This window comes from Kaistia sp. 32K (genome assembly GCF_016629525.1).
Classification (GTDB): Bacteria; Pseudomonadota; Alphaproteobacteria; order Rhizobiales; family Kaistiaceae; genus Kaistia.
The window spans coordinates 574,953-601,890 of record NZ_AP024269.1 but is presented as its reverse complement, the minus strand read 5'-3'; the positions used below and the strand labels follow the sequence as shown (position 1 = coordinate 601,890).

The window sequence follows — 26,938 nt, the reverse complement described above, 5'->3', positions numbered from 1 at the left end:
GCAGCGGGCAAGGGGAACGATAAGCGAGGGAGGAGACCTCTATTGAAGACGACGAAAACGCTTCTGCGCCTCGGCACGAGGCTCGCCGGCACGCTGGCCGTCACCATCGGCGCCATGTCGATCGCCAGCGCCGAGAACGTCACGCTGACGGTCTGGGACTGGAAGTCCGGCGATCCGACGACGACGGCGTATTACGACAAGGTGAAGGCCGACTTCGAGGCCGCGCATCCCGGCGTGACGATCAAATACGTCATGCAGCCGCACGACCAGTATTACACGCTGCTCGGCACGGCGATCGCCGCCAGCAAGGGGCCGGATGTCGTGCTGGTGCATGGCGGCTCGCAGGCGAAGGAACGCATCGCCGCGCTGACCAAGCTCGACGACAAGGTCGCCGACATCAGGACGCGCGTCGCCGGCTGGGACGAGTTCGCCGGCCCCGACGGCAGCGTCTATGCCGTGCCGATCTCGATCCAGGGCCTCGCGGTCTACTACAACAAGGAACTCTACAAGAAGGCCGGCCTCGATCCGGAGAAGACGCCGAAGACATGGGCCGAGCTCAAGGCGGTCTGCGAGGCGCTGAAGGCCGCCGGCACGACCTGCTTCGCGCTCGGCAACAAGGAAGGCTACGGCGCCGACTTCTTCTATTCCTCCGCCGCCGCCAACGCGCTGACGCCGGCGCAACAGGCCGCCTGGACCGCCGGCGACCTGAAGTGGTCGAGCCCTGAGATCAAGGCGATCGTCCAGGCCTGGGTCGATACCCAGAAGGACGGCTGGTACGCCGAGGGCGCCAACTCGACCGCCAAGTTCATGGACGAATACCAGAGCTTCGAGCGCTCGGAGAACGCCAACACCATCGGCCTGCTCTCGGACGTGGCGCACTGGAAGGAATTCGACGAGTTCCTCGAGCCGCAGAATGTCGGCGTCTTCGTCATGCCGCCGGTGACGGCCAGCGTGAACGAGACGCTACTCATGCCGCTCGCCGGCGGCATCGGCTACGGCGTGACCAAGTTCTCGCCGAACCAGGACCTCGCCATCGCGCTCGCCAAGAGCTTCGCCGACACACCGGCGATGCAGATCTTCTTCGAGGCCGCCGGCGCGGTGCCATCGGATACCGCCGTCGACACCTCGAAGGTCGAAAGCCCGTCGGCCAAGGTCGTGCTCGGCTCGCTCTCGAACGGCGCGGCGCTGCTGCACAACAACACCTCGACGGCCGAGACCGAGGAATGGCATCGCCAGAGCCAGATGCTGTTCACCGGCGAGACCACGGTCGACAAGGCCGTTGCCCGCCTCGACGAAGTCCAGGCCCAGGCCAAGAAGAAGTAGCCTTCGGCCCCGAAGCCGCAGAGTACAGCCACACGCTCGCCGTCATCCCGGGCTTGACCCGGGATCCATTCAGCCGAGACCGATCCCGCGAATCTCCCGGAACCCGGCTGCATGGATCCCCGCCTTCGCGGGGATGACGGGAGTGGACTGCCGGGTCGCTCCGCGAGCCCCACGACGATGGTCCGGACGAGATCGCGCTCGCCCGGAACCTCCTCCATTCTGATAGCCAGAAGGCCCCGCGCATGACCGAGATCCTGACCGCAACGGACACCAAGCGCCGCAAGGCCGCCGCCGCGGCGCATGCGGATCCCGGCAGCCGCAGCGTCGAGCGCTTCGCCTATCTGTTCGTGCTGCCGGCCTTAGCGCTGGTCGTCGTCTTCCGCATCGTGCCGCTGATCTGGGGCTTCGGCTATTCCTTCACCGATTATGACGGCATGTCGGCGCCGCGCTTCGTCGGCTTCGACAACTACATCGGCATCGCCAGCGACCCGGTATTCCTCGACAGCCTCGTCAACATGCTGATCCTGCTGGCGACGCTGCCGATCTGGATCGGCCTGCCGCTGGTGCTCGCCATCCTGATCCACCAGGGCGTGCCGGGCGGCAAGCTCTACCGCGCCGTCTATTTCTTCCCGGCCGTGCTCTCCTCCGTCATCGTCGGCGCCATCTTCAACGTGCTGCTGCGCTATGACGGCTCCTTCAACATGTTCCTGAAGGCGCTCGGCTTCTCGGCCGTCGACTGGCTCGGCAATTCGTCGACGGCGCTGTTCAGCCTGATCGCCGTGCAGCTATGGTCGACCTTCGGCATGAGCCTCCTGATCTTCCTCGCCGGCCTCTCGACCGTGCCCTCCGACATGCTGGAGGCGGCCAAGCTCGACGGCGCCAAGCTGACCCAGACCTGGTGGTACATCGTCATCCCGTCGATCCGCCCGATCATCGAATTCGCCGCCGTGGTGACGACGATCGGCATGCTGACCGCGATGTTCGGCCTGATCTATGTGCTGACGGCCGGCGGCCCCGGCACCTCGACCATCCTGCCGGAATTCCTGATCTGGCTCGAACAGGGCCGGATGAACCGCCCGGGCTATGCCAGCGCGATCTCGATGGTGCTGTTCCTGATGATGGGTGGCCTCGCCGCCATCCAGATCCGGATCATGTCCCGCAACGCCAGCATCTGAGGAGCCCGCCATGGCCGCCGTCCAGACCCGCGAGAAGCGCATCCTCTGGCTGATCTCGATCCCGATGGCGCTTTTGGCGCTCTCGGCCGTCTATCCCGTCTTCTTCGCCGTCAACGCGGCGCTGAAGACGCGAAAAGGCTATGTGCTGGACCGGTTCGGCCTGACCACCGATCCGACCTTCGCCAATTTCGCCCAGGCCTGGAACCAGTCGCGCCTCTCCGAATATTTCACCAATTCCGTCATCGTCACGGTCGGCGCGGTGCTGGTGCTGCTCGTCGTCGCCTCGATGGCCGGCTTCGCGCTCGCCATCCTGCGCTTCCGCGGCCGCAAGGCGATCTTCATCACCATCCTGGTGTCGCTCATGATCCCGGTGCAGGTCGTGCTGGTGCCGTTCTACCGCACCATGATCGGCCTCAACCTGATCGACAGCCGCCCCGGCCTGATCATCGCCTATACGGCCTTCTTCCTGCCGTTCAGCGTCTATCTGATGACCGCCTTCTATGCCCGCCTGCCACGCGAATTGTTCGAGGCGGCACAGATCGACGGCGCCAGCCTCCTGAAGGTCTGGTGGCACATCATGCTGCCGATGGGAAAGCCGGCGCTGGTAACGCTCGGTATTCTGAACACGCTCTACTGCTGGAACGACGTGCTGATCTCGCTCCTGGTGCTGCAGGACCAGCGCACGCTGATGGTCGGCATCGCGGCGTTGCGCGGCGAATACACCACCAACGTACCGCTGCTCGCCGCCGGCATTTGCCTCGCCGCCGCGCCGATCGTGATCCTCTACGTCATCTTCCAGCGCCAGATCGTCAACGGCATCGCCGTCGGCGCCGTGAAGGGGTGATTGAGATGCAACCCGGATCGTCCCTGTAGAGAGAGAGAGCGATCCGGATCCCTCGAGAATCAGTCTTCGTGGGACTGATGTGCAAAGCTCGGGAACTAGGCAGCGCCGATGAAGGTTACTGACACGCTCTGATTGCAGCGCGTGCGCAACTCAGCCAAGCTTGCCTGATCGTATGGCATGCAAGGTGCACAATGCGCTACCTATCGCTTTTCGTCTTCATACTGCTGGCCCTCACAACGGCGGCTGACGCTGAGATCAGTTTTTCGCCTCGCCAGGCAGAGATCATCCCGATCGTCGGTTCGAGCTATATAGACCGGGCTCTCCACAAGGAATTCTGGGACGAGTTTCCAACTGAATTCACGAGCGATCCGGCAAAAGTTGCAGAATTTGAGGCCGAAATGCCGAAATTCATCTTCGCAATGGATGAATACAACAGGTCTTTACTGGAAGCCGCCGAGATAAGTATCCGCAATTCTGAACCGACCAGAACCGAGCGCCTTCGCAGCGCAGAGGAAAACGTTGTTCGGTTGGAGCCAGGCGATTTAACCGGTCAGACAAATGCTTTTTTGAAGGCAGCAGCGGATGGTTCGCCTTTCGAATTTTCGGATGGTGCCAAAGTAATTTCATACGATCTCATCGCGCAGATGATTTCCGGATCTGACTCATCACTTGAGCGCTCTCAACTTTTGTACACTCAGAAATGGTCACCAATACCAAAAACCAGAGAACTTAAAGGCATTCGCGGAAGCCTGGCATCTGCACTTCCACTAAACTACAAGATATCAAAATCTCCGGAAGACGGATACAATTCCACATCCGACCATGAATATTCTCTAACATCCTCCGATGGCTTAATTTCGATCACCGGAATTCAAAACCCTAACGGCGATGGAGGTACGCTAAAGTTAGCTTACATTGCCTTTAAAACAATATACAATGCAAAAACAATGAGGTTTACTTTTCCGAAACACTCGAAGTTCAAGGGATTAGACTCGGTGGAATTCGAATACATCGTAGATGTGGACTCAACTGCCGTATCAACCAGCACAAGAATAATTTATAGGCCAAGTGATCAATATTTCATTCTGGTCCATAGCATATCTGACGAGAAATTCGACGTCGTTCAGGCTCGCCGCACCTTTGAGAGCTCCCTGGAGCTCGGACAATGAAGCGGAGGGCGGCAGTTGCTGGCGACTGCTTATGCGAATGGGGGCGTCAATGCCGCGTCCCGGGCATGGCCACCGGCACTGCGTAGTGTCGAGCCGAATCGGCGCGTGAACACCTACAAAACATGCTCCCGCGCCCATTCGGTAAAGCGCCGCGACCCTATGCGCCTTGATAACGTACCGTGAACCGGGTTTTATGCGCCTTTGCGGCAGGGCAGTCGCAGGGGGCAGCGAATTTCACGCGTAGAGCTCGATTCTCGGACGGAGCGGGGAAGCTGGCGGGATTTCATTCCGGCCGGCCTGCTCCTGATCGTGAGCGTTCTGGCCATCTTCCTCGGCTCGATGACGGCGGATGCCGGCACGCCCGAGGTCGCGGTGGTGGCCCCCCTCTGGGCCGACGCCGCCGAGACCGCGGAGATCATCGCCAGCTCGGGCGGCACGATCGTTGCCAACGCCGGCCTTGCGAACGTCCTCATCGCCCGGTCCGACAATCCCGACTTCATCGCCAGGCTGTATCGGACGGGCGCGTGGCTCGTCCTCGATGCCGTCAAATTGCGCGGCTGCCTGCCCGCCTGACCCGATTTGTCCGCCAGACCAGACCTGCCCGCCGGGGCAGTACCTTTCAAGGATTGCACAATGGCCGAACTCGATAGACTGCGGCGCAATTTCGGCCTGTTCCTGGTGGTGCTGATCTGGGTGCATGTGCCGTTCATGGCGCTGGTCGCCGGGTCGATCGGCCGGAGCGTGGTCGCGCCGACGCTGATCGCAGCCCTGCTGGCGGCCGCGCTGCAGATATCGTGGCTGCTGCGCGGTCCGGCGCCGGTGACGCGCTATGTCTCGGCCGTCGCGCTGATGGGGCAGCCCGCCCTCCTCGTCTATCTGTTCGCCGGACATGCGTGGCAGATGGACATGCACATGTACTTCTTCGCCACGCTGGCGCTGGTGATCGGCTGGTGCGACTGGCGGCCCGTGGTCGTCGCGGCCGTCGCCGTCGCAGCCCACCACCTGATGCTGAACTTCGTGTTCCCCTATGCGGTGTTCCCCGCCGGCGCCGACCTGCCCCGCGTCTACCTGCACGCCTCGATCGTCGCCTTCCAGACGGCCGTCCTGGTCTGGCTCAGCATCACGCTGGTGGCGAGCTTCCGCCGGATCAAGGCGATGAGCGACGAGATCGTCAGCTACAACCGCACGCTCGAGGTCAAGACCCGCGAGGCCAACGCCGCCAGCATCGCCAAGAGCCTGTTCCTGGCTAATATGAGCCACGAGATCCGCACGCCGATGAACGCCATTCTCGGCTTCAGCCACCTGGCGCTGCGCACCGAGCTGACGCCGAAGCAGGCCGACTATGTCAGCAAGATCAAGGCCGCCAGCACCGCCCTGCTCGGCCTGATCAACGACATCCTCGATTTCTCCAAGATCGAGGCCGGCATGCTCACGCTGGAGAGCACCCATTTCGAGATCCGCGACACGATCGAGAACGCCACCGCGATCTCGGCGGTGAAGGCGGCCGAGAAGGGCGTCGAGATCCGCATCGTCGTTGACGACAGCGTGCCCGAGACGCTTCTCGGCGACGCGCTGCGGCTGAACCAGATCGTCCTCAACCTCGTCTCGAACGCAGTCAAGTTCACCGAGCGCGGCGGCGTCATCCTGTCGATCCGCGCGCTCGAGCGTCGGGATCCGGACCTCCTGCTCGAGATCTCCGTCCGCGATACCGGCATCGGCATGACGCCGGAGCAGCAGGCGAACCTCTTCCGCTCCTTCAGCCAGGCCGACAGCTCGACGACGCGCCGCTTCGGCGGCACCGGCCTCGGCCTCGCCATCAGCAAGCAGCTGGTCGAGCTGATGGGCGGCTCGATCCGCGTCGAGAGCCAGGCGGGCGCCGGCAGCACCTTCACCTTCACGGTGCGGATGCAGATCGGCGACGCCGAGATGCTCGCCAGTGCTGCCCATATCGAGGAGCTGCGTGGGCTGCGCGTCCTCATCGTCGACGACAATCCCGCCTCGCGCGAGATCCTGCACAACCTGTTCGAAAGCTGGTCGGTGCAGTCGGATCTCGTCGCTTCCGGCACCGAGGCGATCGCCTTCCTCGAGGCGGCGAACGAGCGCGGCACCAATTACGACCTGATGCTGATCGACTGGAAGATGCCCGGCATGGACGGCATCCAGGCGGTCGAGGCAATGCAGGCGAGCGAAAAGCTGACGAAGCTGCCGACCATCATGATGGTCAGCGCCTATGCCCGCGAGGAAGCGATGGCCGACGCGCGCGCGGCCGGCATTTCCGCCTTCCTCGTCAAGCCGATCGATCCCGCCCTGCTGCTCACCCAGATCACGCAGTTCATCGGCAATGCGCGCGCGCCGGACGAAACCGTCGTTCCCGCGCCTCCAACGGTGCCGATGGTGGCGCCGGAGCTGCGCGGCTCGCGCATCCTTCTGGCCGAGGACAACGAGATCAACAGCGAGGTCGCCTACGAGATCCTGAGCGACGGCGGCCTCATCGTCGAGCTGGCCGCGAACGGCCGGATCGCCTGCGAGCTGGCGCTCGATCCCGGCCGCCGCTACGACGCGGTGCTCATGGACATCCAGATGCCGGAGATGGACGGCATCACGGCGACGCGGAAGATCCGCGAGCGCATCCCCGCCGAAACCCTGCCGATCATCGCCATGACCGCGCATGCCTATGAGCAGGAGCGCCAGAACTGCCTGAATGCCGGCATGAACGACCATGTCGCGAAGCCCGTCGATCCGGCCGCGCTGATGCGCACGCTGGAACGTTGGCTGAAGCCGGCCACGGCACCGAGCCCCGCTGTCGCAGCACCTGCCGCCACCCCGGCCGCGCCGCTCGCCTCGACCGAGCTGCCGCAGGAACTACCGCCCTTCGACATCCCGGCAGCGCTCTCCCGCGTCAACGGCAAGTCCGCCCTGCTGCGCAAGCTGATCGTCAGTTTCGGCGCCAAGTATCGCGGCTTCGCCGCCACGCTGCGCGAGGACATCGATGCCGGCGCGCTGGACGAGGCGCGCCGCCTCGCCCACACGCTGAAGGGCGTCGCCGGCTCGCTCGAACTGCGCAAGGTGGCCGAGGCCTCGCGCCAGCTGGAGGACGCGCTGGCGCATCGCGAGCTGATGAACATCGACGATCTCGTCGAGCGGCTCGACCAGGCGCTGCAGCCGGCGCTCGCCGCGGCACGGTCGCTGCAGCCGGCCGAGGCGGCCAGCGCGGCCGAGACGGTTAAGGCGGCTGAGCCCGAGACGCGGCTCGACGCCGCCGGGCGCGCCGAGGCGACCCGGCTTCTCGGCGAGCTTCGCCAGCAGCTCGGCGTGCGCAGCATGCGGGCCCGCAAGACGTTCGAGGCGCTCGAAACGACGCTTCGCGGCTCGGCCGAGGCGACATCGCTCGACGGGATCCGCGACCCGATCGCCCGGCTGGATTTCACCAACGCCCTGGCCGGGCTGGACGCCATCGAGCGTCGGTTTGACGACACCAAGGAAATACTGAATTGAGCGAGCGGCCATCGATCCTCCTCGTCGATGACGAAGTCAGCAACATCGAGATCCTCAGCGCCGTGCTCGAGGAGGATCACGACATCTATTTCGCGACGTCCGGCGAGGAAGCGCTCGCGATCGCCCGCACCGCCCTGCCCGATCTCATCCTGCTCGACATCCTGATGCCGGGCACCGACGGCTATGACGTCTGCACCCAGATCAAGAACGATCCGCTGCTCGCCGACGTGCCGGTGATTTTCACCACGGCGCTGGGCGACCAGGAGGCCGAGGTGCGGGGGCTGGAACTCGGCGCGATCGACTACATCCACAAGCCGATCTCGCCGGTGGTCGTGCGCGCCCGCGTGAGGAACCATCTGGAGATGAAGCGGCTGCGCGACGACCTCGCCAAGCTGGCGGTGACCGACGCGCTCACCGGCCTCGGCAACCGCCGCCGGCTGGAACGGACGCTCAACGTCGAGACCGCCCGCCTCTCGCTCAGCGGCGGGCTGCTGTCGGTGATCATCCTCGACATCGACTTCTTCAAGCGCTTCAACGACCTCTACGGCCACACGGCCGGCGACCGCTGCCTGACCATGGTGGCGGCGGCGCTGAACCGGGCCGTGCGCCACGGCAGCGACCTGACCGTGCGCTATGGCGGCGAGGAGTTCGCCTGCGTTCTGCCGGAAGCCCGCTTCGAGGAGGCGATGGAGATCGCGCGCGGCATCCGCGAGCGGGTCGAGGCGCTGAACATCCCGCATTCGGGCTCCGAGGCGGCGCCGACCGTCTCGGTCTCGATCGGCGTCGCCACGGCGCCCTGCGTCCCGGGCGCGCCGCCGGAAGCCTGGATCCGGGCCGCCGACGAGCAGCTCTACATCGCCAAGGCCGCCGGCCGAAACATGGTCTCCGGCACGATCTTCGAGGTGCCGGTCGCGGCCACTGTCGAATAGGCGCCCCCTACCCGGCTAAGAAGTCGGGAGACAATCCCGGCCGCCTGTGCTTCGATCGGCGGCGGCCCGCACGAATCCCAGGGCGGGCGTCATTTCGGGAGGATGATCGTGGGAATTGCACTCGTCACCGGCGCTTCACGCGGGCTTGGCGCAGCGATCGCAAAGGGGCTCGGCGGCGCCGGCTGGACGGTCGCCGTCAACTTCGCGCATGACGACATCGGCGCCGGCAGCGTCGTCGACGCCATCACCAGCCCCGGCGGACAGGCCGCGGCCTTCAAGTTCGACGTCACGGACAAGGCCAGCGTCCGCCACGGCATCGCCGAGATCACCCGCCAGCTCGGCCCGGTCGACCTCATCGTCAACAACGCCACCGGCCCGCAGCCGCTGATCCCGATCGAGGAACAGACCTGGGACGACCACCTCGACCAGCTGCGCTTCTTCGTCAAGGCGCCGCTGCTCCTGTTGCAGACGGTGCTGCCCGACTGGCGGACGCGGCGCGCCGGCCGCGTCATCAATATCGGCTCCGAAGTGGTCGACATGGGCAATCCGATCTTCGGCCACTACGTCGCCGCCAAGGCCGCCATGGTCGGCCTGACGCGCTCCTGGGCCCGCGAGCTCGGCCCGGAGAGCATCACGGTCAACCTCGTCGCGCCGGGCTTCATCCCGGTCGAGCGCCACGCCGACACGACGGTCGACGAGCTCGAGGATTATCGCCGCCTGGTGCCGCTCGGCCATCAGGGCGTGCCGGAGGACATCGCCGGCATCGTCGCCTTCCTGGCCTCGCCAGCCGCCGACTTCATCACCGGCCAGACCTTCGCGGTAAACGGCGGCCGCACGCTCGCCTGAGGCGCGGCGCGAGAATAAGCCGAGGCTCAAGCCTCGGCGCTTCTCTTGGAACCCTTGAGTTGTGCGGGCCCCGATGTCAATCATCCTGAGGAGGCTTGCGGCAGCAAGCCGTCTCGAAGGACGCACGACCTTGGGGCAAGATTTCAGCTGCACGATCGCTCTGCGTCCTTCGAGACGGCCCTTCAGGCCTCCTCAGGATGATGAGGACAGTGGGCTGCAAAGATTCTCCCTTAGGGAGGTGAAGAACGGAGTTCACTCATGACGGCCGTATCCAGCGGCGCGTTCCGGCTGCGCAAGGCCGACCTCGCCGATATGCCGGCCGTCTACCGGGTCTGCCTGCGCACCGGCGACGCGGGGCAGGACGCCACGGCGCGCGAGGACGATCCCGACGCGCTCGGCCACATGTTCATCGGCCCCTATCTGGTGCTCGAGCCCGAGCTCGCCTTCGTGCTCGACGGCCCGGACGGCGTCGCCGGCTACATCATGGGCGCGCTCGACACGCCGGATTTCTATCGGCGGATGGAACGCGACTGGCTGCCGGGTTTGCGTCGACGCATCCGCGATCCGGGAGCCGACGAGAGCCTCTGGCGCGGCAGTGACTGGGTGCGCCACCGCCTCCACCATCCGCCCTACGCCTATCCGCCGGCGCTGCACGCCTTCCCCTCGCACGGCCATATCGACTTTTTGCCCGAAGCGCGCGGCCAGGGCTGGGGCAAGCGCGGCTTCCAGCATCTGATGGACGCGCTCGCGGCAGCCGGCTCGCCCGGCATGCATCTCGACGTCCACCCGCAGAACGACCGCGCCATCGCCTTCTACGAAAAGCTCGGCTTCGCGGAGGTGATCTCGGACGATCTGCCGGCGGGCAGCCTCACCATGGCGCGGCGGTTCTAGGGATCGGCCGGCAGAATTGTTCCCTGGACCCTCCTTCGAGGCCCGGCTTCGCCTGATACCTCAGGATGATGGTTGAGGGCGAACAGCGTTCGGGAACGGGCCGGCGGACAACTCCGGCCCGCCCCCCAATCCCACTCACCCCCGCAGGCTCCGGAGATACGCCACCAGTTCACCTCCCGACTGCTCGATCGGGCGGTCGTTGACGATCGTCAGGTCGGGATCGATCTCGCGCGCGCAGATCGCCTCGCGGGCGAGGCGGGCGGCGACGCCCTGTTCGGTCTCGCGGCCACGCGCGATCAGGCGAGCCGCGAGGATCGCGTCCGGCGCGGAGATCGCCACCACGCGCACGGCGGGAAAGCGCTCGCGCGCGGCAGCGATCGCACCGCGTGAAAAATTGCAGATGACGACGGCGCCGGCCGCGATCGCGTCGAGCGTCGCGGCGGGAAGCGCATAGCCGAGGCCATGCGCGCGCCAGGACACCGGGAAGCGGCCGCTCTCGACGCCCTCGGCGAATGCGGCCTCGTCCAGCGTGTCGTGATCCTCGAACGCATTCTCGCCGCGCGTGACGAGCCGGCGGACGAAGACGAAGCCGTCTTCCTCCGCCAGCGCCGCCCTGGCGTGGCCGATCAGCGTGTCCTTGCCGACCCCGCTCGGGCCGACCACCGCGACGAGAACGCCCTTGCCCATCACCGCCTCACGAGACCCGCTGCCCTTCGCGCCAGACCTGGCGCACGATCGGCGTCGGGCTTTCGCCGCCGCTGACATGGACGCGGACGAGATCGGCGCGCAGGCCGGTCTCGATGGCGCCGCGATCGGTCAGGCCGGTGGTGCGCGCCGGCGTCAGCGTCACGGTGCGAATGGCGGTGGCAAGGTCGATGCCGGGAATCCGGCGCGGCAGTTCGAAGGCGGACATCAGGAGACTCGCAGGCACGTAATCCGACGACAGAATATCCAGAACGCCGGCGCGCGCGAGCTCTTCGGCTGCGACATTTCCGGAATGCGAGCCGCCACGCACGACATTCGGTCCGCCCATCATGACGCTGATGCCGGCCTGGTGCAGCGCTTCCGCCGCCTCGATCGTGGTCGGGAACTCGGCGAGGCCGACGCCGTTCTCGACGGCTTCCTCGGCATGCGCGATCGTCGCGTCGTCGTGGCTCGCCAGCACCGCGCCGGTCTCGGCCGCGATCTCGACGAGACGCAGCCGGTTCGGCCCGGCATTGTTGGCGTGCAGCGCCAGCCGGTTGCCGACGAAGCGGTTCACTTCCTCGTCCGACATCGGCTTCTTGCGCATGTAGTAGCGCCGCCAGGTCTCGAGATCCTTGAACTGGCGCTGGCCGGGCGTGTGGTCCATCAGCGACATCATGTGGACGGGGTATTGCGCGGCATAGGCCTCGACATGCTCCAAAACGTCCTCGCAGGCGATCTCGCAGCGCAGATGCGTGCGGTGATCGACGCGGAGATGGCCGGTCGCGCGCGCTTCCGCAATCGCGGCGGCAAGCTGCGCCAGATCGGTGCCGATCGAGGCGGAGTCGGCGTCGGAGCCGGCACGGAGCGAATCGAACACGGTGGTGATGCCGGCCGCCGCGATCTGTGCGTCATAGGCCATGACGGAAGAAAGCGCGTGCCAGCGCACATGCGGACGCGGCGCGAAATGCGCCTCCAGATGGTCGGTGTGCAGCTCGACGAGGCCGGGCACGATCGTGTCGCCCTGGACGTCAAGGCCGCGCTCCGGCGCCTTGCCCTCGCCGATCTCGGCGATCTTGCCGCCGGCAATGGCGATCCAGCCGGTCTCCACCACCCGGTCGGGCAGGACGAGGCTGGCGTTTTCGATCAGAAATTCGGTCGGTTCGGTCATTTCGATCTCGTTTGCTTGCAGGCTTTGCCGCTCAGGCCGCCCTGGAGGCGGCGAATTCCGTGACGTCGACGATGCGGTCGGCGACGTGATCGCGGACGTCCTCGTCGTGGAAGATGCCGATGATGGCGGTTCCCGCGCGCTTCTTCTCCTCGATCAGCCGCACCACGACGGCGCGGTTGGCGGCGTCGAGCGAGGCGGTCGGCTCGTCGAGGAGCAGGATCGGCCGGTCGGCGGCGAGGCCGCGCGCGATGTTGACGCGCTGCTGCTCGCCGCCGGAGAAGGTCGCCGGCGGCAGGCTCCAGAGCCGCTCCGGCACGTTGAGGAGCGTCAGCAGACGCTCGGCCCGGCTCCAGGCCTCGGCGCGGCTGACGCCGCTGTCGGTCGCGGCACCGGCGACGATGTCGAGCGCGGAGACGCGGGGAATGACGCGCAGGAACTGGCTGACATAGCCCATCACCGAGCCGCGCAGCGCCAGGATGCGGCGCGGCTCGGCAGTGGCGACATCGACCAGCTCGTCGCCATCGCGAACGAGAATGCGGCCGTGATCGCAGCGGTAGTTGCCGTAGATCATCTTGAGGATCGACGATTTGCCGGCGCCGGAGGGGCCGCCCAGCACGACGCATTCGCCGGGCTGGACCGCGAAGGAGACATTGTCGACGACGCTGATCCTAAGACCGTCGCGCAGGTGCAGCGTGAAGGCCTTGGAGACGCCTTCGAGGCTGACGAGATTCTGGGTCATGCTGCGAGCACCGAGGAGACGAGAAGCTGGGTGTAGGCCTCGCGCGGATCGTCCAGCACCTGGTCGGTGAGGCCGGTCTCGATCACCCTTCCCTGCCGCATCACCATGATCCGGTGCGACAGCAGGCGGGCGACGGCGAGGTCGTGCGTAACGATGATGACCGCGAGGCCGAGCTCGGCGACGAGGCCGCGGATCAGGTCGAGCAGGCGCGCCTGCACCGAGACGTCGAGGCTCGAGGTCGGCTCGTCCATGAAGACGAGGCGAGGATGGGTGACGAGGTTGCGGGCGATCTGCAGGCGCTGCCGCATGCCGCCGGAGAAGCTCTTCGGCAGATCGTCGATCCGCTCCGGCTCGATCTCGACGCGGCCGAGCCAGTCGCTCGCTGTGTCGCGGATGCGGCCATAATGCCGGCCGCCGACCGCCATCAGCCGCTCGCCGACATTGCCGCCGGCCGAGACGCCCATGCGCAGGCCGTCGCGGGCGTCCTGGCGGACGAAGCCCCAGTCGGTACGGAGCAGGAAGCGGCGATCGGCCTCGGAGAGATCGAACAAGTTCCGCGTCTCGCCGTCGCGCATGCGGTAGTGCACGGCGCCGGCGGTGGGGGCGAGTTCGGTCGCGAGCAGGCCGAGCAGGGTCGACTTGCCGGAACCGGATTCGCCGACCACGGCGAGCACCTCGCCCTCGTAGAGGTCGAAGTTCACATCGCGGCAGCCGAGCCGCTGGCCGTAATGCTTGCCGAGACCGCGGGCCGAAAGCAGCGGCTTGTCGTTCAGATTGGCCGTCATGATGCGGCTCCGTCAATGAGTTCAACCTGAAGGGCGCGATCGCCGACCACCGGCTCCAGCCTGAAGCTGAAGCCGTATTTCTCGAAGCCGAGGCTCTCGTAGAAGGCGTGCGCCTTGGTCGACTTGATGTTGGAGGAAAGCGCCACCTTGTAAGCGCCCTTCTCCTCCGCCAGCCGGAACGCCTGCCGGATCATGGCGCGGCCGATGCCCGCGCCCTGATGGCCGTTGGCAACGACGACGTTCTCGACCAGCGCCGAGCTCATGCCCCAATGCGCGAGATTGTCGATCACCATCAGCGAGAAGGTGCCGACGATCTCGCCGTCGATCTCGGCGCAATAGGCGGCGAAATCCGGATAGGTCGCCATGCGGGCGAGCGTCGCCTGCGCCACTTCGAGCGTGGTGACGCGGCCATTGTTGAAATCCGGCTGCGCATAGAGCGCGAGCAGCGCCGGCAGGTCGGCTTCGGTCGCCTTGCGGACGGAGACGTCGGCCATCATGCCGCCTCCCCCGAAAGCTCGCCGCGATGGCCCTCGGCCCGGCGCTCCTCGCAGAAGTCGGAGTCAGAGCAGACAAACATCCGCCCGCCGCGATCGTCGAGCACGACCTCGTCGAGATAGACATTGGTCGCGGCGCAGAGCGCGCAGGGCTTGTCGAACTTCTGCACCTCGAACGGATGATCCTCGAAATCGAGGCTCCGCACCTTGGTGAAGGGCGGCACGGCGTAGATGCGCTTCTCGCGGCCGGCGCCGAACAATTGCAGCGCCTCCGACATGTGCATCTTCGGATTGTCGAATTTCGGCGTCGGCGACGGGTTCATCACGTAGCGATCCGCGACCTCGACCGGATAGTCGTAGGTGGTGGCGATGTGGCCGTGCCTTGCGATGTCCTCGTAGAGCTTCACATGCATCAGCCCGTAATCGGCGAGCGCATGCAGTTTTCGCGTTTCGGTCTCGCGCGGCTCCAAGAAGCGCAGCGGCTCGGGGATCGGCACCTGGTAGACGATGGTCTGCCTGGCCGTCAGCCGCTGCTCCGGGATGCGATGGCGCGTCTGGATGATGGTCGCGGCCTTCGTCTCCGTCGTCGTCGCGACGCCGGCGGTCCTGGCAAAGAACTTCCGGATCGAGACGGCGTTGGTGGTGTCGTCCGAGCCTTGGTCGATCACCTTCAGCACATCGTCCGGGCCGATGATCGCCGCCGTCACCTGCACGCCGCCGGTGCCCCAGCCATAGGGCATCGGCATTTCGCGGCTGGCAAACGGCACCTGATAGCCGGGGATCGCGATCCCCTTCAGGATCGCGCGGCGGATCATCCGTTTGGTCTGCTCGTCGAGATAGGCGAAGTTGTAGCCGCTCGCCTGCGGCGCTGCCACGGCGCTCATTCCGCCGCCTCCTTCAGCTCTTGCTGGCGCGCTTCGTATTGGGCGCGCATCTTGCGGACGAGCCCGAGCTCGGCCTGGAAATCGACATAGTGCGGCAGCTTCAGATGCTCGACGAAGCCGGTCGCCTGGACGTTGTCGCAATGCGACAGCACGAATTCCTCGTCCTGCGCCGGGGCGGTGACGTCCTCGCCGAACTCGCGGGTGCGCAGCGCCCGGTCGACCAGCGACATCGACATCGCCTTGCGCTCGCTCTGGCCGAACACCAGGCCATAGCCCCTTGTGAACTGCGGCGGCAGCGCGGCGGAGCCGCGGAACTGGTTGACCATCTGGCACTCGGTCAGCGCCACGGGGCCGAGCGGCACGGCGAAGCCGAGCTCCTCCGGCACGAATTCGGCCATCACCTCGCCGAAGCGGATCTCGCCGACGAAGGGATGGGTGCGGCCATAGCCGCGCTGGGTCGAATAGCCGAGCGCCAGCAGGAAGCCCTCGTCGCCGCGGGCGAGCGCCTGCAGGCGCAGGTCGCGATCGGCCGGGAAATCGAGCGGCGCGCGGGTCAGATCCCCGACTTCCGCGTCATCGGCGCGAAACTCCTGCTCGATCAGGCCCTCGCCGTCGAGCAGATCCGTCACGCGAGGGGAAGCTTCCTGTTCGGTCGCGACCTCTGCCGGTGCCGGCGGCTCGACGCCGGCGGCGAGCAGGAAATCGATCAGGCGGTGGGTATAGTCGAAGGTCGGGCCGAGCACCTGTCCGCCGGGCAGGTCCTTGAAGGTCGCGGAGATGCGGCGCTCGATCGCCATCGCGCCGGTCTCGACCGGCTCGGCATGGCCGAAGCGCGGCAGCGTGGTGCGGAAGGCGCGGACGAGGAAGATCGCCTCGATCAGGTCGCCGCGCGCCTGCTTGATGGCGAGCGCGGCCAGCGCCGGGTCGTAGAGCGAACCCTCGGCCATGACGCGGTCGACGGCGAGCGCCAGCTGGCTCTCGATCTGGTCGGGCGAGAGGTCGGGGATCGAGACGGGGCCGCGACGCTCGTGCGCCAGCAGCGTATGCGCGTTGTCGATCGCCTGCTCGCCACCCTTGACGGCGACATACATGATCAGACCTCCGAAACGAGGGTCGTGCGCGGCAGCGCGGCGACCTGGCGGCGTGAAGTGAAGACGAGATCGACGCCGCGCGGGAACTGCGCCCGGTTGGCGGCGAGCTGGGCGATGAAATCGGCCGGCACCGGCGCAAGCCCGATGCGGGCGCGGTCGCGAATGCCGGGGCCGGCGAGTTCCAGCGCGCCCTCGGGCACGATCCCGTCGGCTGCGACGACGATCGTCGTCGAGCGGTCGGGATATTCGTCCGAGCCTTGCGCGAAGTCGGCGAGGCGCGGCATGGCGGCGACGTCCGTGACCAGCGCGAAGGCGGCCTCGGACGGCTCGGCGACGATGCGGGCGCCGGTGTGGAAGCGGAGATAGTCGACAACCGACTTCGACGCGGCCAGCGGACCATCGAGCCAGAGCGTCGTCTCGTGATCGACAAGCGTCAGCGCTGTTGCCGCGAGCTCCGGGGTCAGCGGCGCCGGCGCGTCGACGGCGGCCGGGAACGGCTGGATCGATCCCGGGCGCGCCAGCGCGTCCATCAGGGCGTGGAAATGCGCCTGCGCCTCGATGACGGGATCGGCGAAGCCGGCGGTGATGACGGGGGCGGACATCAATCCTCTCCGCGAACCATGGTGAAGAAATTGACGCGGGTCGCGGCGACGCGGCGCGCCTTGGCGGCGGCCTCGTCGGCGATGCGCTCGCGGATCGGCGACAGCGCTGCCTCGACGGCGGCGCGCTCGGGGCCCTGCCAGAGCGCGTCCAGGATGGCGGCGGTGCGCGCCTTGGCGGCGTCGCGGCCGAGCTGGTAGGCGAAGCCGGTGCGGCCATCCTCAAGCCGCACGGCGGCCCGCGTGACCGTCGCCTCGCCGAGATTGAAGGGACGGCCATCGCCGCCCATCCGGCCGCGCAGCATGACGAGGCCGGATTCCGTGCCGCGCAGGTCGCTTGCCGCCGGGATCGGACCGAGCGAGGCCAGCGCCTGCTCGAGTTCGGCCGGGGAGGCGCCGGTCAAGGTCGCCATCGCGGCCTGCCGGGCCGCGATCTCGGATTCGGGGATCGGCTGCGCGCCGCTCGCTTGTTGTGGCATGATCCAATCCATCAAAAGCTTCTCATCGGATTTGTCTAATGATATAGACAACTCCATGAATAGGTCCAGTGACGATTTGATGACGGATACAGTGCGCCCGAGCGGCGACAGCAGCGTGACGGAAGTGGCGCGGGGACGCGGCATCGCCGCCTGGCGGCAGATTGCCGACGAGATCGAGGCCGACATCCGGGCGGGCAGGCTCGGCCCCGGCATGCAATTGCCGACCGAGAGCCAGCTTGCCGTCCGCTTCGCCGTCAACCGGCACACGGTGCGGCGCAGCCTTGCCGAGCTCGCGGCGCGCGGGCTGGTGCGGGCGACGCAGGGACGCGGCACCTTCGTCGAGGACCGGCCGATCCCCTACCCGATCGGCGCCCGCACCCGCTTTTCGGAAAACGTCTCGCGCGCCGGTCGCGAGGCCGGCGGCAAGCTTCTCGACGCCTATCCGACCTCGGCCGATCGCCAGGTCGCCGCCGCCCTCGGCATCGACGAGGGCGCGCCAGTGGTGCGGATGGATACGGTTCGATACGCCGATGGCACGCCGATCTCGCTCGGCAGCGCCTATTTCCCGCTGCCCCGCTTTTCCGGCCTGATCGAGGCCTATCGGTCGTTCGATACCTTGACCGCGGCGCTGGAAGCCTGCGGCGTCGCCGACTACCGCCGGCACGAGACGCGGATCTCGGCCCGCCCCGCCGGCGCCGAGGAGGCCACCCGGCTGGACCTCGCACCGGGGAGGCTGCTGCTGACGGTCGACAGCATCAATGTCGATATCGAGGGCCAGCCGATCCAGTTCACCCGCGCGGCATTCTCGGCCGACCGGACGGAGCTGGTGATCGGGAGCTGAGGCTGGCTAAGGCCTAGGGTTCGCTCGTGCGTGCTTCGAGACGCCGCTCTTCGAGCGGCTCCTCAGCATGTTGGGGTTGGAAGGCCATCTCTAGAAAGCGCTGAGGCCTGCGACTGGCCAAGACCCGTCAGCAGACCTCAATCTCAACATGCTGAGGAGCCCGCACAGCGGGCGTCTCGAAGCACGCACGGCTTGAACCCTCCCCTTGAGGGAGGGTCAAAACTGGCGGGAGCCAGTTTGGGGAGGGGTTGCCTGCTGAAACGGCGCAGCCCCCTCCCGAAAACGCAAAGGCGTTTTGGACCTCCCCTCAAGGGGGGAGGTCCAAGAAGGAGCCTCACACGATCTTCGACTTGCCGATCACCGCCAGGCGGAGCTTCGACGAGATGAAGTCGATCACGGCGACGGTGACGAGGATCATCAGGATCAGGAAGGCGACCTGCTGCAGCTCGAGCACGCGGATCAGCTCGGTCAGATAGGCGCCGACGCCGCCGGCGCCGACAATGCCGATGATGGTGGCCGAGCGGGTGTTCGATTCGAAGAAATAGAGGATCTGGCTGGCGATCACCGGCAGCACCTGCGGCACCAGGCCGAAGCGCACCTGATGCGCCTTGTTGCCACCCGACGCGGCGATGCCCTCGGTCGCCTTGCCGTCGGTCGATTCGATCGCCTCGGAGAACAGTTTGCCGAGCGCGCCGAAATCGGCGCAGGCGATCGCCAGCACGCCGGCGAACGGGCCGAGGCCGACGACGTTGATCCACATCAGCGCCCAGATCAGCGTGTCGACCGAGCGGAAGACGTCGAAGGTCCGGCGCATGCCGAAATGCACGAAGATGTTCGGGATGACGTTCTTGGCCGCCAGGAACGCCACCGGGAAGGCGAGGATCGCCGCCGTCAGCGTGCCGAGGAAGGCGATCGCCAGCGTCTCGCCGAGCGCGATGGCGAAGGCGCCGAAGCGGCCCTCGGGCGCCGGCGGCATCATCAGGACGGCGAACTGGCCGAGCCGGTGCAGGCCGTTCCAGATCCGCACCAGCGAGAAATCGAGCCAGACCATGGCGCCGAGCGCCAGCAGGACAGCGGCGAGCGGCAGGCCGATGGCGAGCGCCCGCTTCGATCCCGACGCGACGAAGGCGGCGGGGTGGCGGGCCTTGAGGCCGTCAATATCGGCCAGCGCCGCCGAGCGGATCGCCCGGTTGCCGGGCGAAATAGTGGTGGATGCGGTAATCGTGGATGCTGAAGTCATCGCATGCGCTCCATGCCGATCAGCCGATGGCGGACCTGCTCCGTGCCGAGATCGATCAGGATCACGGTGACGATTATCATCAGCAGGATGGCGCTGACGTCGGTGTAGTAGAAATTGCGGATGGCGATCAGGAACTCCTGGCCGATGCCGCCGGCGCCGACAAAGCCCATGACGCCGGCGCCGCGCACGTTGATCTCGAAGCGCAGCAGACCGTAGGAAGCAAAGCCGGAAGAGACCTGCGGCAGCACGGCGAAGCGCACGATCTGCAGCCACGAGGCGCCGGTCGCCGAAAGCCCTTCGACGGGCTTCATATCGATATTCTCGACCACCTCGGCGAACAATTTGCCGAGCGCGCCGACGGTGTGGATCGTCAGCGCCAGCACGCCCGCCATCGGGCCGAGGCCGAAGGCGATGACGAAGATCAGCGCGAAGACGATGTCGGGAACGGTGCGGCAGAATTCGAGGAAGCGCCGGGCGATGAACCGCGTCGTCTTGTTGCGGACGAGGTTGGCCGCGGCGAAGAAGCAGAGGCAGAAGGCGAGGATGCCGCCCATGAAGGTGCCGAGATAGGCGATCAGGATCGTCTCGATCAGGAGGCGCAACCAGCCGCCGAAATTCCAGTACCAGGCGCGGATGTCGGCGAAGAAATTGTCGAAGGTGATCGTCGGCAGGGTGCGGACGATATAGCTGCCGAAATTGCCGATATTGGCGACGAGCTTGGCGGGCTTCACGCCGGCCATCTGCGCGCTGATGATGATCAGCACCACCAGCACGGCGAGGACGGCGAGCGTCTTCATCCGCTTGGCGGATACGGCGCGGGAATAGGCGCGGCTGAGCGCGGTCGCCTGCTGGTCGGGAAGCTTTGCAATGGCGGTCGCCAAGAGCCGTCTCCGCTTTTCTTCATCCGCCCGAGGGGACGAACGACCGCCACATGCGGCCGGTTACGAAAAAGGCGGCCGGATGAACCGGCCGCCTCTCGAAAGGCTGGAAGAGGCTCAGGAGCCCTTCTTGCGCTGCTCGTCGTTGAACTTGACCATGTCGATGATCGGCTGGAGCGCAGCCGGCTCGATCGCGACGAATTCCTTGTCCTTGCCGTCCGACAGGCCGGCGAAGCCCTTCGGGTCGTTCTTCGGCATGTCGAGGAAGGCCTGCTTGATCTGGGCCTTCAGGTCGGCCGGCAGCGTCGACAGCACCGAGAACGGGCCCTCGGGGAGGAAGTCCGACTTGAAGACGATGCGGAAGTCTTCCTTCGTCATCGGCTTGCCGTCGGCATTCTTGAGGATGCCCTTGGAGATCATGCGGGTCAGGTTGGAATCGTTTTCCGAGTTCCAAGAATTGGCGGCGGCGTCGACGGTGCCCTGGGCCAGCGCCAGCACGGCGTTGTCATGGCTGCCGGCGAAGATCGCCTTGCCGAAGAACGTATCGACGTCCTTGCCGTCGCGATGCAGGAAGAAGCGCGGCGCGTTGTTGCCGGAGGTCGAGTTGGAATCGACCAGGGCGAGCGTCTTGCCCTTCAGGTCGTCGATCGACTTGTACGGGCCGTTGGCCAGCGTGTAGATGACCGAATAATAGCCGGTGGCGTCGTTCGAATGACGCGGCACGACGATCGGGTCGACCTCGACGCCGGTCAGCACGGCGCGGGCGTAGGAAGCCGGGCCGTACATGGCGATCTGGGCGTTGCCGGCGCGCTGCGCCTCGATGACGGCGGCGTAGTCGGTGGCGACGGCCAGCTTGACCGGAACGCCGAGCTGCTTGCCGAGATAGTCGGCCAGCGGCTGGTAGCGATCGGTGGTGGTCGAGGCGTTCTCGGCCGGGATGACGGCGATCGTCAGCTCGGGATACTCGGCCTTCCAGTCGGCGAAGGCGGGCGAAGCGACACCGGCCAGCGCGAGGCCAGCAACGGCGGCGCCGATAAGGGTGCGACGGTTCAACATCGGTATTCTCCAGGTGTTGGTCGGTAGGTGTTGGTATGGCGGTGCCGGTGCGGCACCGATCTGGATGCGATCAGGCCGCGACGGCGACGCCGGGCAGTCCGGCCGGCAGCGTCGCCGGCTCGAAATCGAGAAGTTCCTCGGCCTCCAGGCCGTAGAGGTCGCGGGCGACGTCTTCGGTGAGCTCCGCCGGCACGCCGTCGAACACGACACGGCCGGCCGACATGCCGATCAGCCGGTCGCAATAGGTGCGGGCGAGATCGAGCGAATGCAGATTGCACATGACCGTGATGCCGTAGTGCCGGTTGATGCGCAGAAGCGCGTCCATCACGACCTTGGTATTGCGCGGATCGAGCGAGGCGATCGGCTCGTCGGCGAGGATGATTTCCGGCTCCTGCACCAGCGCGCGGGCGATGGCGACGCGCTGCTGCTGGCCACCGGAGAGGCTGTCGGCGCGCTGGGCGGCGAGCTGGGCGATATCGAACTGCTCCAGCGCCGAGAGCGCCACGGCGCGGTCCTCGTCCTTCCAGAGCTGCAGCATGGAGCGCGGGGCCGAAACCGTATTGAGGCGGCCCATCAGCACATTGGTCAGGACGTCGAGACGGCCGACCAGGTTGAACTGCTGGAAGATCATGGCGCAGCGGGCACGCCAGTCGCGCAGCGCCTTGCCCTTGAGCTTGGTGACGTCGACATCGCCAAAGCGGATCGAGCCGTCCGTCGGGTCGACGAGGCGGTTGATCATGCGCAGAAGCGTCGACTTGCCGGCACCGGACCGACCAATGACGCCGACGAAGCTTCCCGACCCGATCGTCAGACTGACGTCGCTGACGGCAGCCTTGTGATTATAGTGTCGTGCAACGCCGTCCAGAACCAACATGTCATGATCTCCCGATTGGGCGGATCATGCAATTTCGAAGCAAAACTTTTGTGACGGAGTTTTCCACTTGGAAGCGAACCGGCACAACACGACAACTCAAGCATAAATCGGCTTCGCCGGCTTAGTCATCGCAACGTCATCCACATTCTCCACCTTCGCCGCAACCAACTGACAATGGAGAATTCGCGATGCAACTCGGCCCGACGCCGGCCCTTCACGCGACCGCGCATGTCGAGCGGTCGACGCTCGGGCGCTATACGGAAGTCGGCGCCCGCACGTCGCTGATCGAGACGACGATGGGCGATTATTCCTACATCTCGCCGGATGGCGACGTGATCTATTCGACGATCGGCAAGTTCTGCTCGATCGCGGCCTCGGTCCGCATCAATCCCGGCAACCATCCGCAATGGCGCGCCAGCCAGTCCCACTTCACCTACCGCGCGTCAAAGTATTTCGACGGCGAAGCGGACGAGGCCGAGTTCTTCGACTGGCGACGCTCCACCCCCTGCGCCATCGGCCATGATGTCTGGATCGGCCATGGCGTCACGGTTCTCGCCGGCGTCTCGATTGGCACCGGCGCGATCATCGGCTCGGGCGCGGTCGTCGCCAAGGATGTCGGCCCCTACGAGATCGCCGTCGGCGTCGCCGCGAAGACGGTCAAGCGCCGCTTCCCGGTCGTGATCGCCGACCGGCTGATGGCGCTTTCGTGGTGGGACTGGGACCACGAGCAGCTCCGCCACGCCCTGCCGGATTTCCGCGCCCTTTCGATCGAGGCGTTCCTGGAGAAATACGAGGGCTAGGCGCCCTCGCCGCCGATCACCGCGTTGATGGCCCTGGCCGCGTCCTGCGCCGCGGCCAGAACGTCGGCGATCGGGCGGCGGCTGTAGCTGGTCGCGACATAGGGGATGGTCAGCGCGGCGACGATGCGGCCGTCGCGGGACAGGATCGGGAAGACCAGATCCGTGATGCCCGGCTGCAGGCTGTCCGGCTCCTCCTCGAAGCCGCGCTCGCGGATCGCGGCGAGGCGCCCCGGCATCGTCGCCCGCACAGCCTCCTCCTGACCTTCGAGCCAGGGCAGAACCCTTTCCTCTGGCTCGAACGCCATCAGAAGCCGCCCGGTCGCGCTCTCGAACAGCGGGAAGGTCGCCCCGGCGCGCACGCGAAACCCGAAGGCGCTGGGGCTGTCGATCTGGGCGATGACGACGACGCGGCCGGCGTCATGGACGCTCAGATTGCAGGATTGGCCGATCGCCTCGCTCAAGCCCCGCATGGCCGGCAGCGCCATGTCGATCAGGCCGCGCATCGGCTCCTGCCGGTGGGCGAGCTCGAACATCATCATCGACAGGAAATAGAGCCCGGACGGGCGGGCGCGGAACAGGTAGCCGCGCCGCTCCAGCGTCACCAGCGTGCGGTAGATCTGGTTGATCGAGCGATCGACCGCCGCCGCGACCTCGCCGAGCGTCATCCCCTCGCGGCTGCCGGCCAGCAGCTCGAGGATGTCGAGCGCCTTGTCGAGCGCCGGCACGCCGTAGTTCGGGCCTTCGCCAGTCGCCTCGACCGCCATCCGCTTGCTCCATTCCTCGCTCCGTGCGGCCCACGCGACGCCCGGAACCATCGGCTTCTACAGGTCGACGCCCATCTCCGCCACCATGCGCCGGGCGATCGTCTCGTTGATGTCGGCGGGAACGGGCTGCGCGCCAGCAACCAGCGACGTCCGGCCGGCGCCGGCGACGCGCGCCAGCGAAAGCGCCTGCAGCATGAAGCCGATATCCATGGACTCGATCGAATTGCCCTTCGGTTCGCGGCCGGCGAGGTTGAACATGCGCCCGTCCGCGACGAGCACGACGTGGCGGCCGTCGGCAAGCTCGATCCGCTCCAGCGAATCGTCGACGAGCTCGGTGACGCGCGCCTGCCGGCGCAGCGCCGCGACGTCGATCTCCCACGGGAAATGGCCGGAATTGGCGAGGATCGCGCCGGAGTGCATTTTAGCGATCGCCGCCTCGCCGATCACGCCCGCGCGTCCGGTCGCCGTGATGAACACCTCGCCCCAGGGGGCCAGCTGGTCGATCGTGCCGCCGCGATAGCCGTCGAGCGCCGCCTCCAGCGCCTTGATCGGATCCGTCTCGACGACGGCGACGCGGCCGCCCAGCGCATCCAGATATTGCGCGATGCCGCGGCCGCACCAGCCATAGCCGACGACGACGAAGCGTCGGCCGGGGATCATCAGATTGGTGATCCGCATGAAGCTCTCGACGATCGACTGGCCGACCGCGTGGCGGTTCTCGGCGATCTGCTTCAGCGGGCTGTCGTTGATGACGATGACCGGGAACGGCACCTTGCCGGCGAGTTCGCCGCGCAGCCGGTCGCCGCCCGAGGTGGTCTCCTCCGTGCCGCCCCGGATCGAGCCTTCCGTGCCCGCCTCGATCGCCAGCGCGGCGAGGTCGGCGCCGTTGTCGAGCAGGATGTCGGGCTTCGCCGCGACGACGTTCCGGACATTCTTCAGATGCTGCTGCAGATCGTCGTCGCGCTTGCCGAACAGGTTCATGCCCTGCGCCTTCAGCACGGCGACGATGTCGTCCTGCGTCGAGCCGTGATTGCCGGTGCCGACGATGTCAGCGCCGCCGGCCTTCAAGACTTCGAGCAGCACCGCCGTCTTCGGCTCCAGATGCAGCGACACGCCGATGGTGAGGCCGGCGAAAGGCTTCTCCCGCTCGAAATCGGCGCGGACGCCGGCCAGCAGCCGCATCCGCGACCGGATCCAGTCGATCCGCCTGCCGCCGCGCTCGATCAGGTCCGTTTCCACCAGGGTCGCCACTGCCATGTTCCGATCTCCGCTTTTCTTATGCAAAAATCTTTTTCATATTTGTCGAGATGGAGTCAAGACTGCCCTCACCCAACCCTCTCCCGCTGGCGGGAGAGGGTTGGGTGAGGGTCTTCGTGTGTGAGGTCTTGCTAGAAGGCTCTCAGCCGCGCGGGCCAAAAAGGTCGATCACTTCCAGCGAGGGGCTGCGGTTGAAGGTGTGCAGGCCGAGATTGTCGCCCCACGGCAGCGCCGTGGCGGAGAGCGTCTGCGCATAGCCCTCCGGCGTCAGCGACCGGATCTCGGCGAAACCGAGCGCCGCGCCATAGAGCCCGTCGCAGTTCTGCACCGGCCGCACCAACCGGCCGCCGATGTCGAGGATGCGGCCGGCGGGCCGCGCGGCGTGGAGATCGACCAACACCGGATTGCCGGGATGCGGCTGCCAAGGCCCGAAGGGCGACGGGGCGTGGTAGAGCGACAGCGCGTCCCAGCTCGACGTCCAGCGCTCGCGCGAGGCAGCGAACATCCACCAACTGTCGCCGATCTTCAGCAAGGTCGCGTCGCCGAGATCGACATTTTCCAGCAGCACGGAATGCAGCGTCCATTGCTCCGGGAACGGATCGGCGCGGTAGAGCTCGACCGTGCGGCGGGACGAGGTCTCGGGGATCATCCAGATCGCGCCGTCATGCTCGAACAGGAACGGATAGGAGAGATGGCAGTCCGTCTCCAGCACGACGCGCGGCGTCTCGAACTTGCCGGCCGCATCGATCTCGGCCACCGAGATGACGCCCTTGCCGGTCGCATAGGGAAACTCCTCGACGAAGAGGAAGCGCCGGCCGTCCTGCTCCCACAGGAAGGGATCAGCATAGAAGCGCGCGCCGTCGTCGGCGAGGCGGTGGAAACCGCTGGGACCGATCACCGGCAGCGCGTCGGACAAATCCGGCCTTTCGCGCCAGGCGACGTACCAGTTCGGCGCGCGGCCGAGCTGGCGCTCGATCTTACCCTTAACGCGGGCGGCGAGCATGGCGGCGAAGAAACCCGCCGCCGACCGGCGCGGCGCGGCGGGCGGTTGCGCGGGTGCGAGGCTGCCGGGTGGGATGCCCTCGGCCAGACGCGCCGCCTGATGCACGACCATATGCGCGGCGCGGCCGAGCAGCATGCCGAGCGCGGCGGTGGCGCTGCGCGGGCTTTCTGCCGCCGGCCGCCACGCCGACAGGATTCTCTCTCCCGCTTCGGTCACCAGAATCGTCTCGAACACCGGCGCGCGCTCATCAAGCACGGCGGCGAGCGCCCCGGCCTCGACCGAGCCACCATCGCAGCGAAGCGTCAGCACGGGCGCGGTGCTGGAGCCGTCGCCACAGAGGTCGATCAAAAGATCGGGCACCGTATCATCGGCATCCGGCACGCCGAGATCCGACCAGGCGATTCCGCCTTCCAGCGCGTCATGCGCGGCGCCGTAGAGCGTGCGTTCCAGCAGGAACAAGGTCGCGGCGCCCTTCGGCAGCGGCGCGGCCGCCCGCCCCTGCTCGACCCGAACCGCGCAGCCCGGAAGCGTCGACAGCCGGGCGACGATCTCGCGCTGCCAGCCGCGCAGGTCCGTCGGGTCGAGCCGGATATCGATCCGCATGGCATCTCTCTCCTTGGCGCGGCG

Annotated in this window: 27 protein-coding genes; 11 read left to right on the top strand and 16 right to left on the bottom strand. The window is 66.6% G+C overall.

What is annotated here, in order from left to right:
* Positions 1-42 precede the first annotated feature (42 nt).
* The 9 genes from K32_RS02595 to K32_RS02555 all read left to right on the top strand — a co-directional run bounded on the left by K32_RS02595 (position 43) and on the right by K32_RS02555 (position 10,672).
* The gene (locus K32_RS02595) at positions 43-1,323 is read left to right on the top strand and encodes an ABC transporter substrate-binding protein (protein WP_201402523.1); all 1,281 of its coding nucleotides are present in this window, start codon (positions 43-45) and stop codon (positions 1,321-1,323) included.
* Between the two features lie 242 nt (positions 1,324-1,565).
* Entirely contained in the window at positions 1,566-2,498 is a 933-nt protein-coding gene (locus tag K32_RS02590) for a carbohydrate ABC transporter permease (protein ID WP_201402522.1), read from the top strand.
* 10 nt (positions 2,499-2,508) lie between these two features.
* Positions 2,509-3,342, top strand: coding sequence for a carbohydrate ABC transporter permease (locus K32_RS02585; protein ID WP_201402521.1), 834 nt, complete (start codon positions 2,509-2,511; stop codon positions 3,340-3,342).
* 191 nt (positions 3,343-3,533) lie between these two features.
* The gene (locus K32_RS02580) at positions 3,534-4,511 is read left to right on the top strand and encodes a hypothetical protein (RefSeq protein WP_201402520.1); all 978 of its coding nucleotides are present in this window, start codon (positions 3,534-3,536) and stop codon (positions 4,509-4,511) included.
* 309 nt (positions 4,512-4,820) lie between these two features.
* Positions 4,821-5,084, top strand: coding sequence for a hypothetical protein (locus K32_RS02575; protein ID WP_201402519.1), 264 nt, complete (start codon positions 4,821-4,823; stop codon positions 5,082-5,084).
* Between the two features lie 60 nt (positions 5,085-5,144).
* Positions 5,145-8,006 carry a hybrid sensor histidine kinase/response regulator gene (locus K32_RS02570; protein ID WP_201402518.1) on the top strand — a complete coding sequence of 954 codons (2,862 nt, stop codon included), beginning with the start codon at positions 5,145-5,147 and terminating at the stop codon, positions 8,004-8,006.
* Complete coding sequence (locus K32_RS02565) at positions 8,003-8,935, top strand: diguanylate cyclase (RefSeq protein WP_201402517.1); 933 nt, start codon at positions 8,003-8,005, stop codon at positions 8,933-8,935. Before K32_RS02570 ends, K32_RS02565 begins: the two co-directional genes overlap by 4 nt.
* 102 nt (positions 8,936-9,037) lie before the next feature.
* The gene (locus tag K32_RS02560) at positions 9,038-9,781 is read left to right on the top strand and encodes an SDR family oxidoreductase (protein ID WP_201402516.1); all 744 of its coding nucleotides are present in this window, start codon (positions 9,038-9,040) and stop codon (positions 9,779-9,781) included.
* Between the two features lie 258 nt (positions 9,782-10,039).
* Positions 10,040-10,672 (top strand): N-acetyltransferase, encoded by a 633-nt coding sequence (locus tag K32_RS02555; protein WP_201402515.1) that lies wholly within the window; start codon positions 10,040-10,042, stop codon positions 10,670-10,672.
* A 135-nt stretch (positions 10,673-10,807) separates the two neighbouring features.
* On the opposite strand, the gene phnN is transcribed toward K32_RS02555, so the two are convergent.
* From phnN to phnG, 9 genes are read right to left on the bottom strand one after another with little or no spacing between them, the layout of a single operon-like run.
* Positions 10,808-11,359 (bottom strand): phosphonate metabolism protein/1,5-bisphosphokinase (PRPP-forming) PhnN, encoded by a 552-nt coding sequence (gene phnN / locus K32_RS02550; protein WP_201402514.1) that lies wholly within the window; start codon positions 11,357-11,359, stop codon positions 10,808-10,810.
* Positions 11,360-11,366: 7 nt separating this feature from the next.
* A complete protein-coding gene (locus K32_RS02545; protein ID WP_201402513.1) occupies positions 11,367-12,527 on the bottom strand; it encodes an alpha-D-ribose 1-methylphosphonate 5-triphosphate diphosphatase in 1,161 nt (386 codons plus the stop codon).
* Between the two features lie 31 nt (positions 12,528-12,558).
* Positions 12,559-13,266, bottom strand: coding sequence for a phosphonate C-P lyase system protein PhnL (phnL, locus tag K32_RS02540; RefSeq protein ID WP_201402512.1), 708 nt, complete (start codon positions 13,264-13,266; stop codon positions 12,559-12,561).
* Positions 13,263-14,051, bottom strand: a complete 789-nt coding sequence (phnK, locus tag K32_RS02535) for a phosphonate C-P lyase system protein PhnK (RefSeq protein WP_201402511.1) — start codon at positions 14,049-14,051, stop codon at positions 13,263-13,265. The genes phnL and phnK overlap by 4 nt, the downstream gene beginning before the upstream one ends.
* Entirely contained in the window at positions 14,048-14,548 is a 501-nt protein-coding gene (locus K32_RS02530; protein ID WP_244669800.1) for a GNAT family N-acetyltransferase, read from the bottom strand. Before K32_RS02530 ends, phnK begins: the two co-directional genes overlap by 4 nt.
* Positions 14,545-15,429: an alpha-D-ribose 1-methylphosphonate 5-phosphate C-P-lyase PhnJ gene (locus K32_RS02525; protein WP_201402510.1), complete on the bottom strand. Its 885-nt coding sequence runs from the start codon at positions 15,427-15,429 to the stop codon at positions 14,545-14,547. The genes K32_RS02530 and K32_RS02525 overlap by 4 nt, the downstream gene beginning before the upstream one ends.
* Complete coding sequence (locus K32_RS02520) at positions 15,426-16,520, bottom strand: carbon-phosphorus lyase complex subunit PhnI (RefSeq protein WP_201402509.1); 1,095 nt, start codon at positions 16,518-16,520, stop codon at positions 15,426-15,428. The genes K32_RS02525 and K32_RS02520 overlap by 4 nt, the downstream gene beginning before the upstream one ends.
* Positions 16,521-16,522: 2 nt before the next feature.
* Complete coding sequence (phnH, locus tag K32_RS02515; RefSeq protein ID WP_201402508.1) at positions 16,523-17,122, bottom strand: phosphonate C-P lyase system protein PhnH; 600 nt, start codon at positions 17,120-17,122, stop codon at positions 16,523-16,525.
* On the bottom strand, positions 17,122-17,532 hold the full coding sequence (gene phnG, locus K32_RS02510; RefSeq protein WP_244669955.1) for a phosphonate C-P lyase system protein PhnG: 411 nt from the start codon (positions 17,530-17,532) through the stop codon (positions 17,122-17,124). The genes phnH and phnG overlap by 1 nt, the downstream gene beginning before the upstream one ends.
* Positions 17,533-17,677: 145 nt before the next feature.
* Here phnG and phnF point away from each other — a divergent pair, with 145 nt between their 5' ends.
* Positions 17,678-18,439 (top strand): phosphonate metabolism transcriptional regulator PhnF, encoded by a 762-nt coding sequence (phnF, locus tag K32_RS02505; RefSeq protein WP_244669798.1) that lies wholly within the window; start codon positions 17,678-17,680, stop codon positions 18,437-18,439.
* Positions 18,440-18,773: 334 nt separating this feature from the next.
* Here the strand turns inward: phnF and phnE (K32_RS02500) are convergent, their stop codons facing one another.
* The 4 genes from phnE (K32_RS02500) to phnC all read right to left on the bottom strand — a co-directional run bounded on the left by phnE (K32_RS02500) (position 18,774) and on the right by phnC (position 22,487).
* Positions 18,774-19,679 carry a phosphonate ABC transporter, permease protein PhnE gene (gene phnE, locus K32_RS02500; RefSeq protein WP_201402505.1) on the bottom strand — a complete coding sequence of 302 codons (906 nt, stop codon included), beginning with the start codon at positions 19,677-19,679 and terminating at the stop codon, positions 18,774-18,776.
* Entirely contained in the window at positions 19,676-20,560 is an 885-nt protein-coding gene (gene phnE, locus K32_RS02495) for a phosphonate ABC transporter, permease protein PhnE (protein ID WP_201402504.1), read from the bottom strand. Before phnE (K32_RS02495) ends, phnE (K32_RS02500) begins: the two co-directional genes overlap by 4 nt.
* A 114-nt stretch (positions 20,561-20,674) precedes the next feature.
* Complete coding sequence (gene phnD, locus K32_RS02490; protein ID WP_201402503.1) at positions 20,675-21,613, bottom strand: phosphonate ABC transporter substrate-binding protein; 939 nt, start codon at positions 21,611-21,613, stop codon at positions 20,675-20,677.
* A 70-nt stretch (positions 21,614-21,683) separates the two neighbouring features.
* Entirely contained in the window at positions 21,684-22,487 is an 804-nt protein-coding gene (phnC, locus tag K32_RS02485; protein WP_201402502.1) for a phosphonate ABC transporter ATP-binding protein, read from the bottom strand.
* Positions 22,488-22,675: 188 nt separating this feature from the next.
* On the opposite strand from phnC, the gene K32_RS02480 reads away from it, so the two are divergent.
* Positions 22,676-23,287, top strand: a complete 612-nt coding sequence (locus tag K32_RS02480; protein ID WP_201402501.1) for a chloramphenicol acetyltransferase — start codon at positions 22,676-22,678, stop codon at positions 23,285-23,287.
* Here the strand turns inward: K32_RS02480 and K32_RS02475 are convergent.
* From K32_RS02475 to K32_RS02465, 3 genes are all read right to left on the bottom strand, one after another.
* The gene (locus tag K32_RS02475) at positions 23,284-24,051 is read right to left on the bottom strand and encodes an IclR family transcriptional regulator (protein ID WP_201402500.1); all 768 of its coding nucleotides are present in this window, start codon (positions 24,049-24,051) and stop codon (positions 23,284-23,286) included. The two genes, K32_RS02480 and K32_RS02475, sit on opposite strands and share 4 nt — an antisense overlap.
* 57 nt (positions 24,052-24,108) lie before the next feature.
* A complete protein-coding gene (locus K32_RS02470) occupies positions 24,109-25,308 on the bottom strand; it encodes an adenosylhomocysteinase (RefSeq protein ID WP_201402499.1) in 1,200 nt (399 codons plus the stop codon).
* A gap of 142 nt (positions 25,309-25,450) precedes the next feature.
* Complete coding sequence (locus K32_RS02465; RefSeq protein ID WP_201402498.1) at positions 25,451-26,914, bottom strand: formyl transferase; 1,464 nt, start codon at positions 26,912-26,914, stop codon at positions 25,451-25,453.
* Between the last annotated feature and the right edge of the window lie 24 nt (positions 26,915-26,938).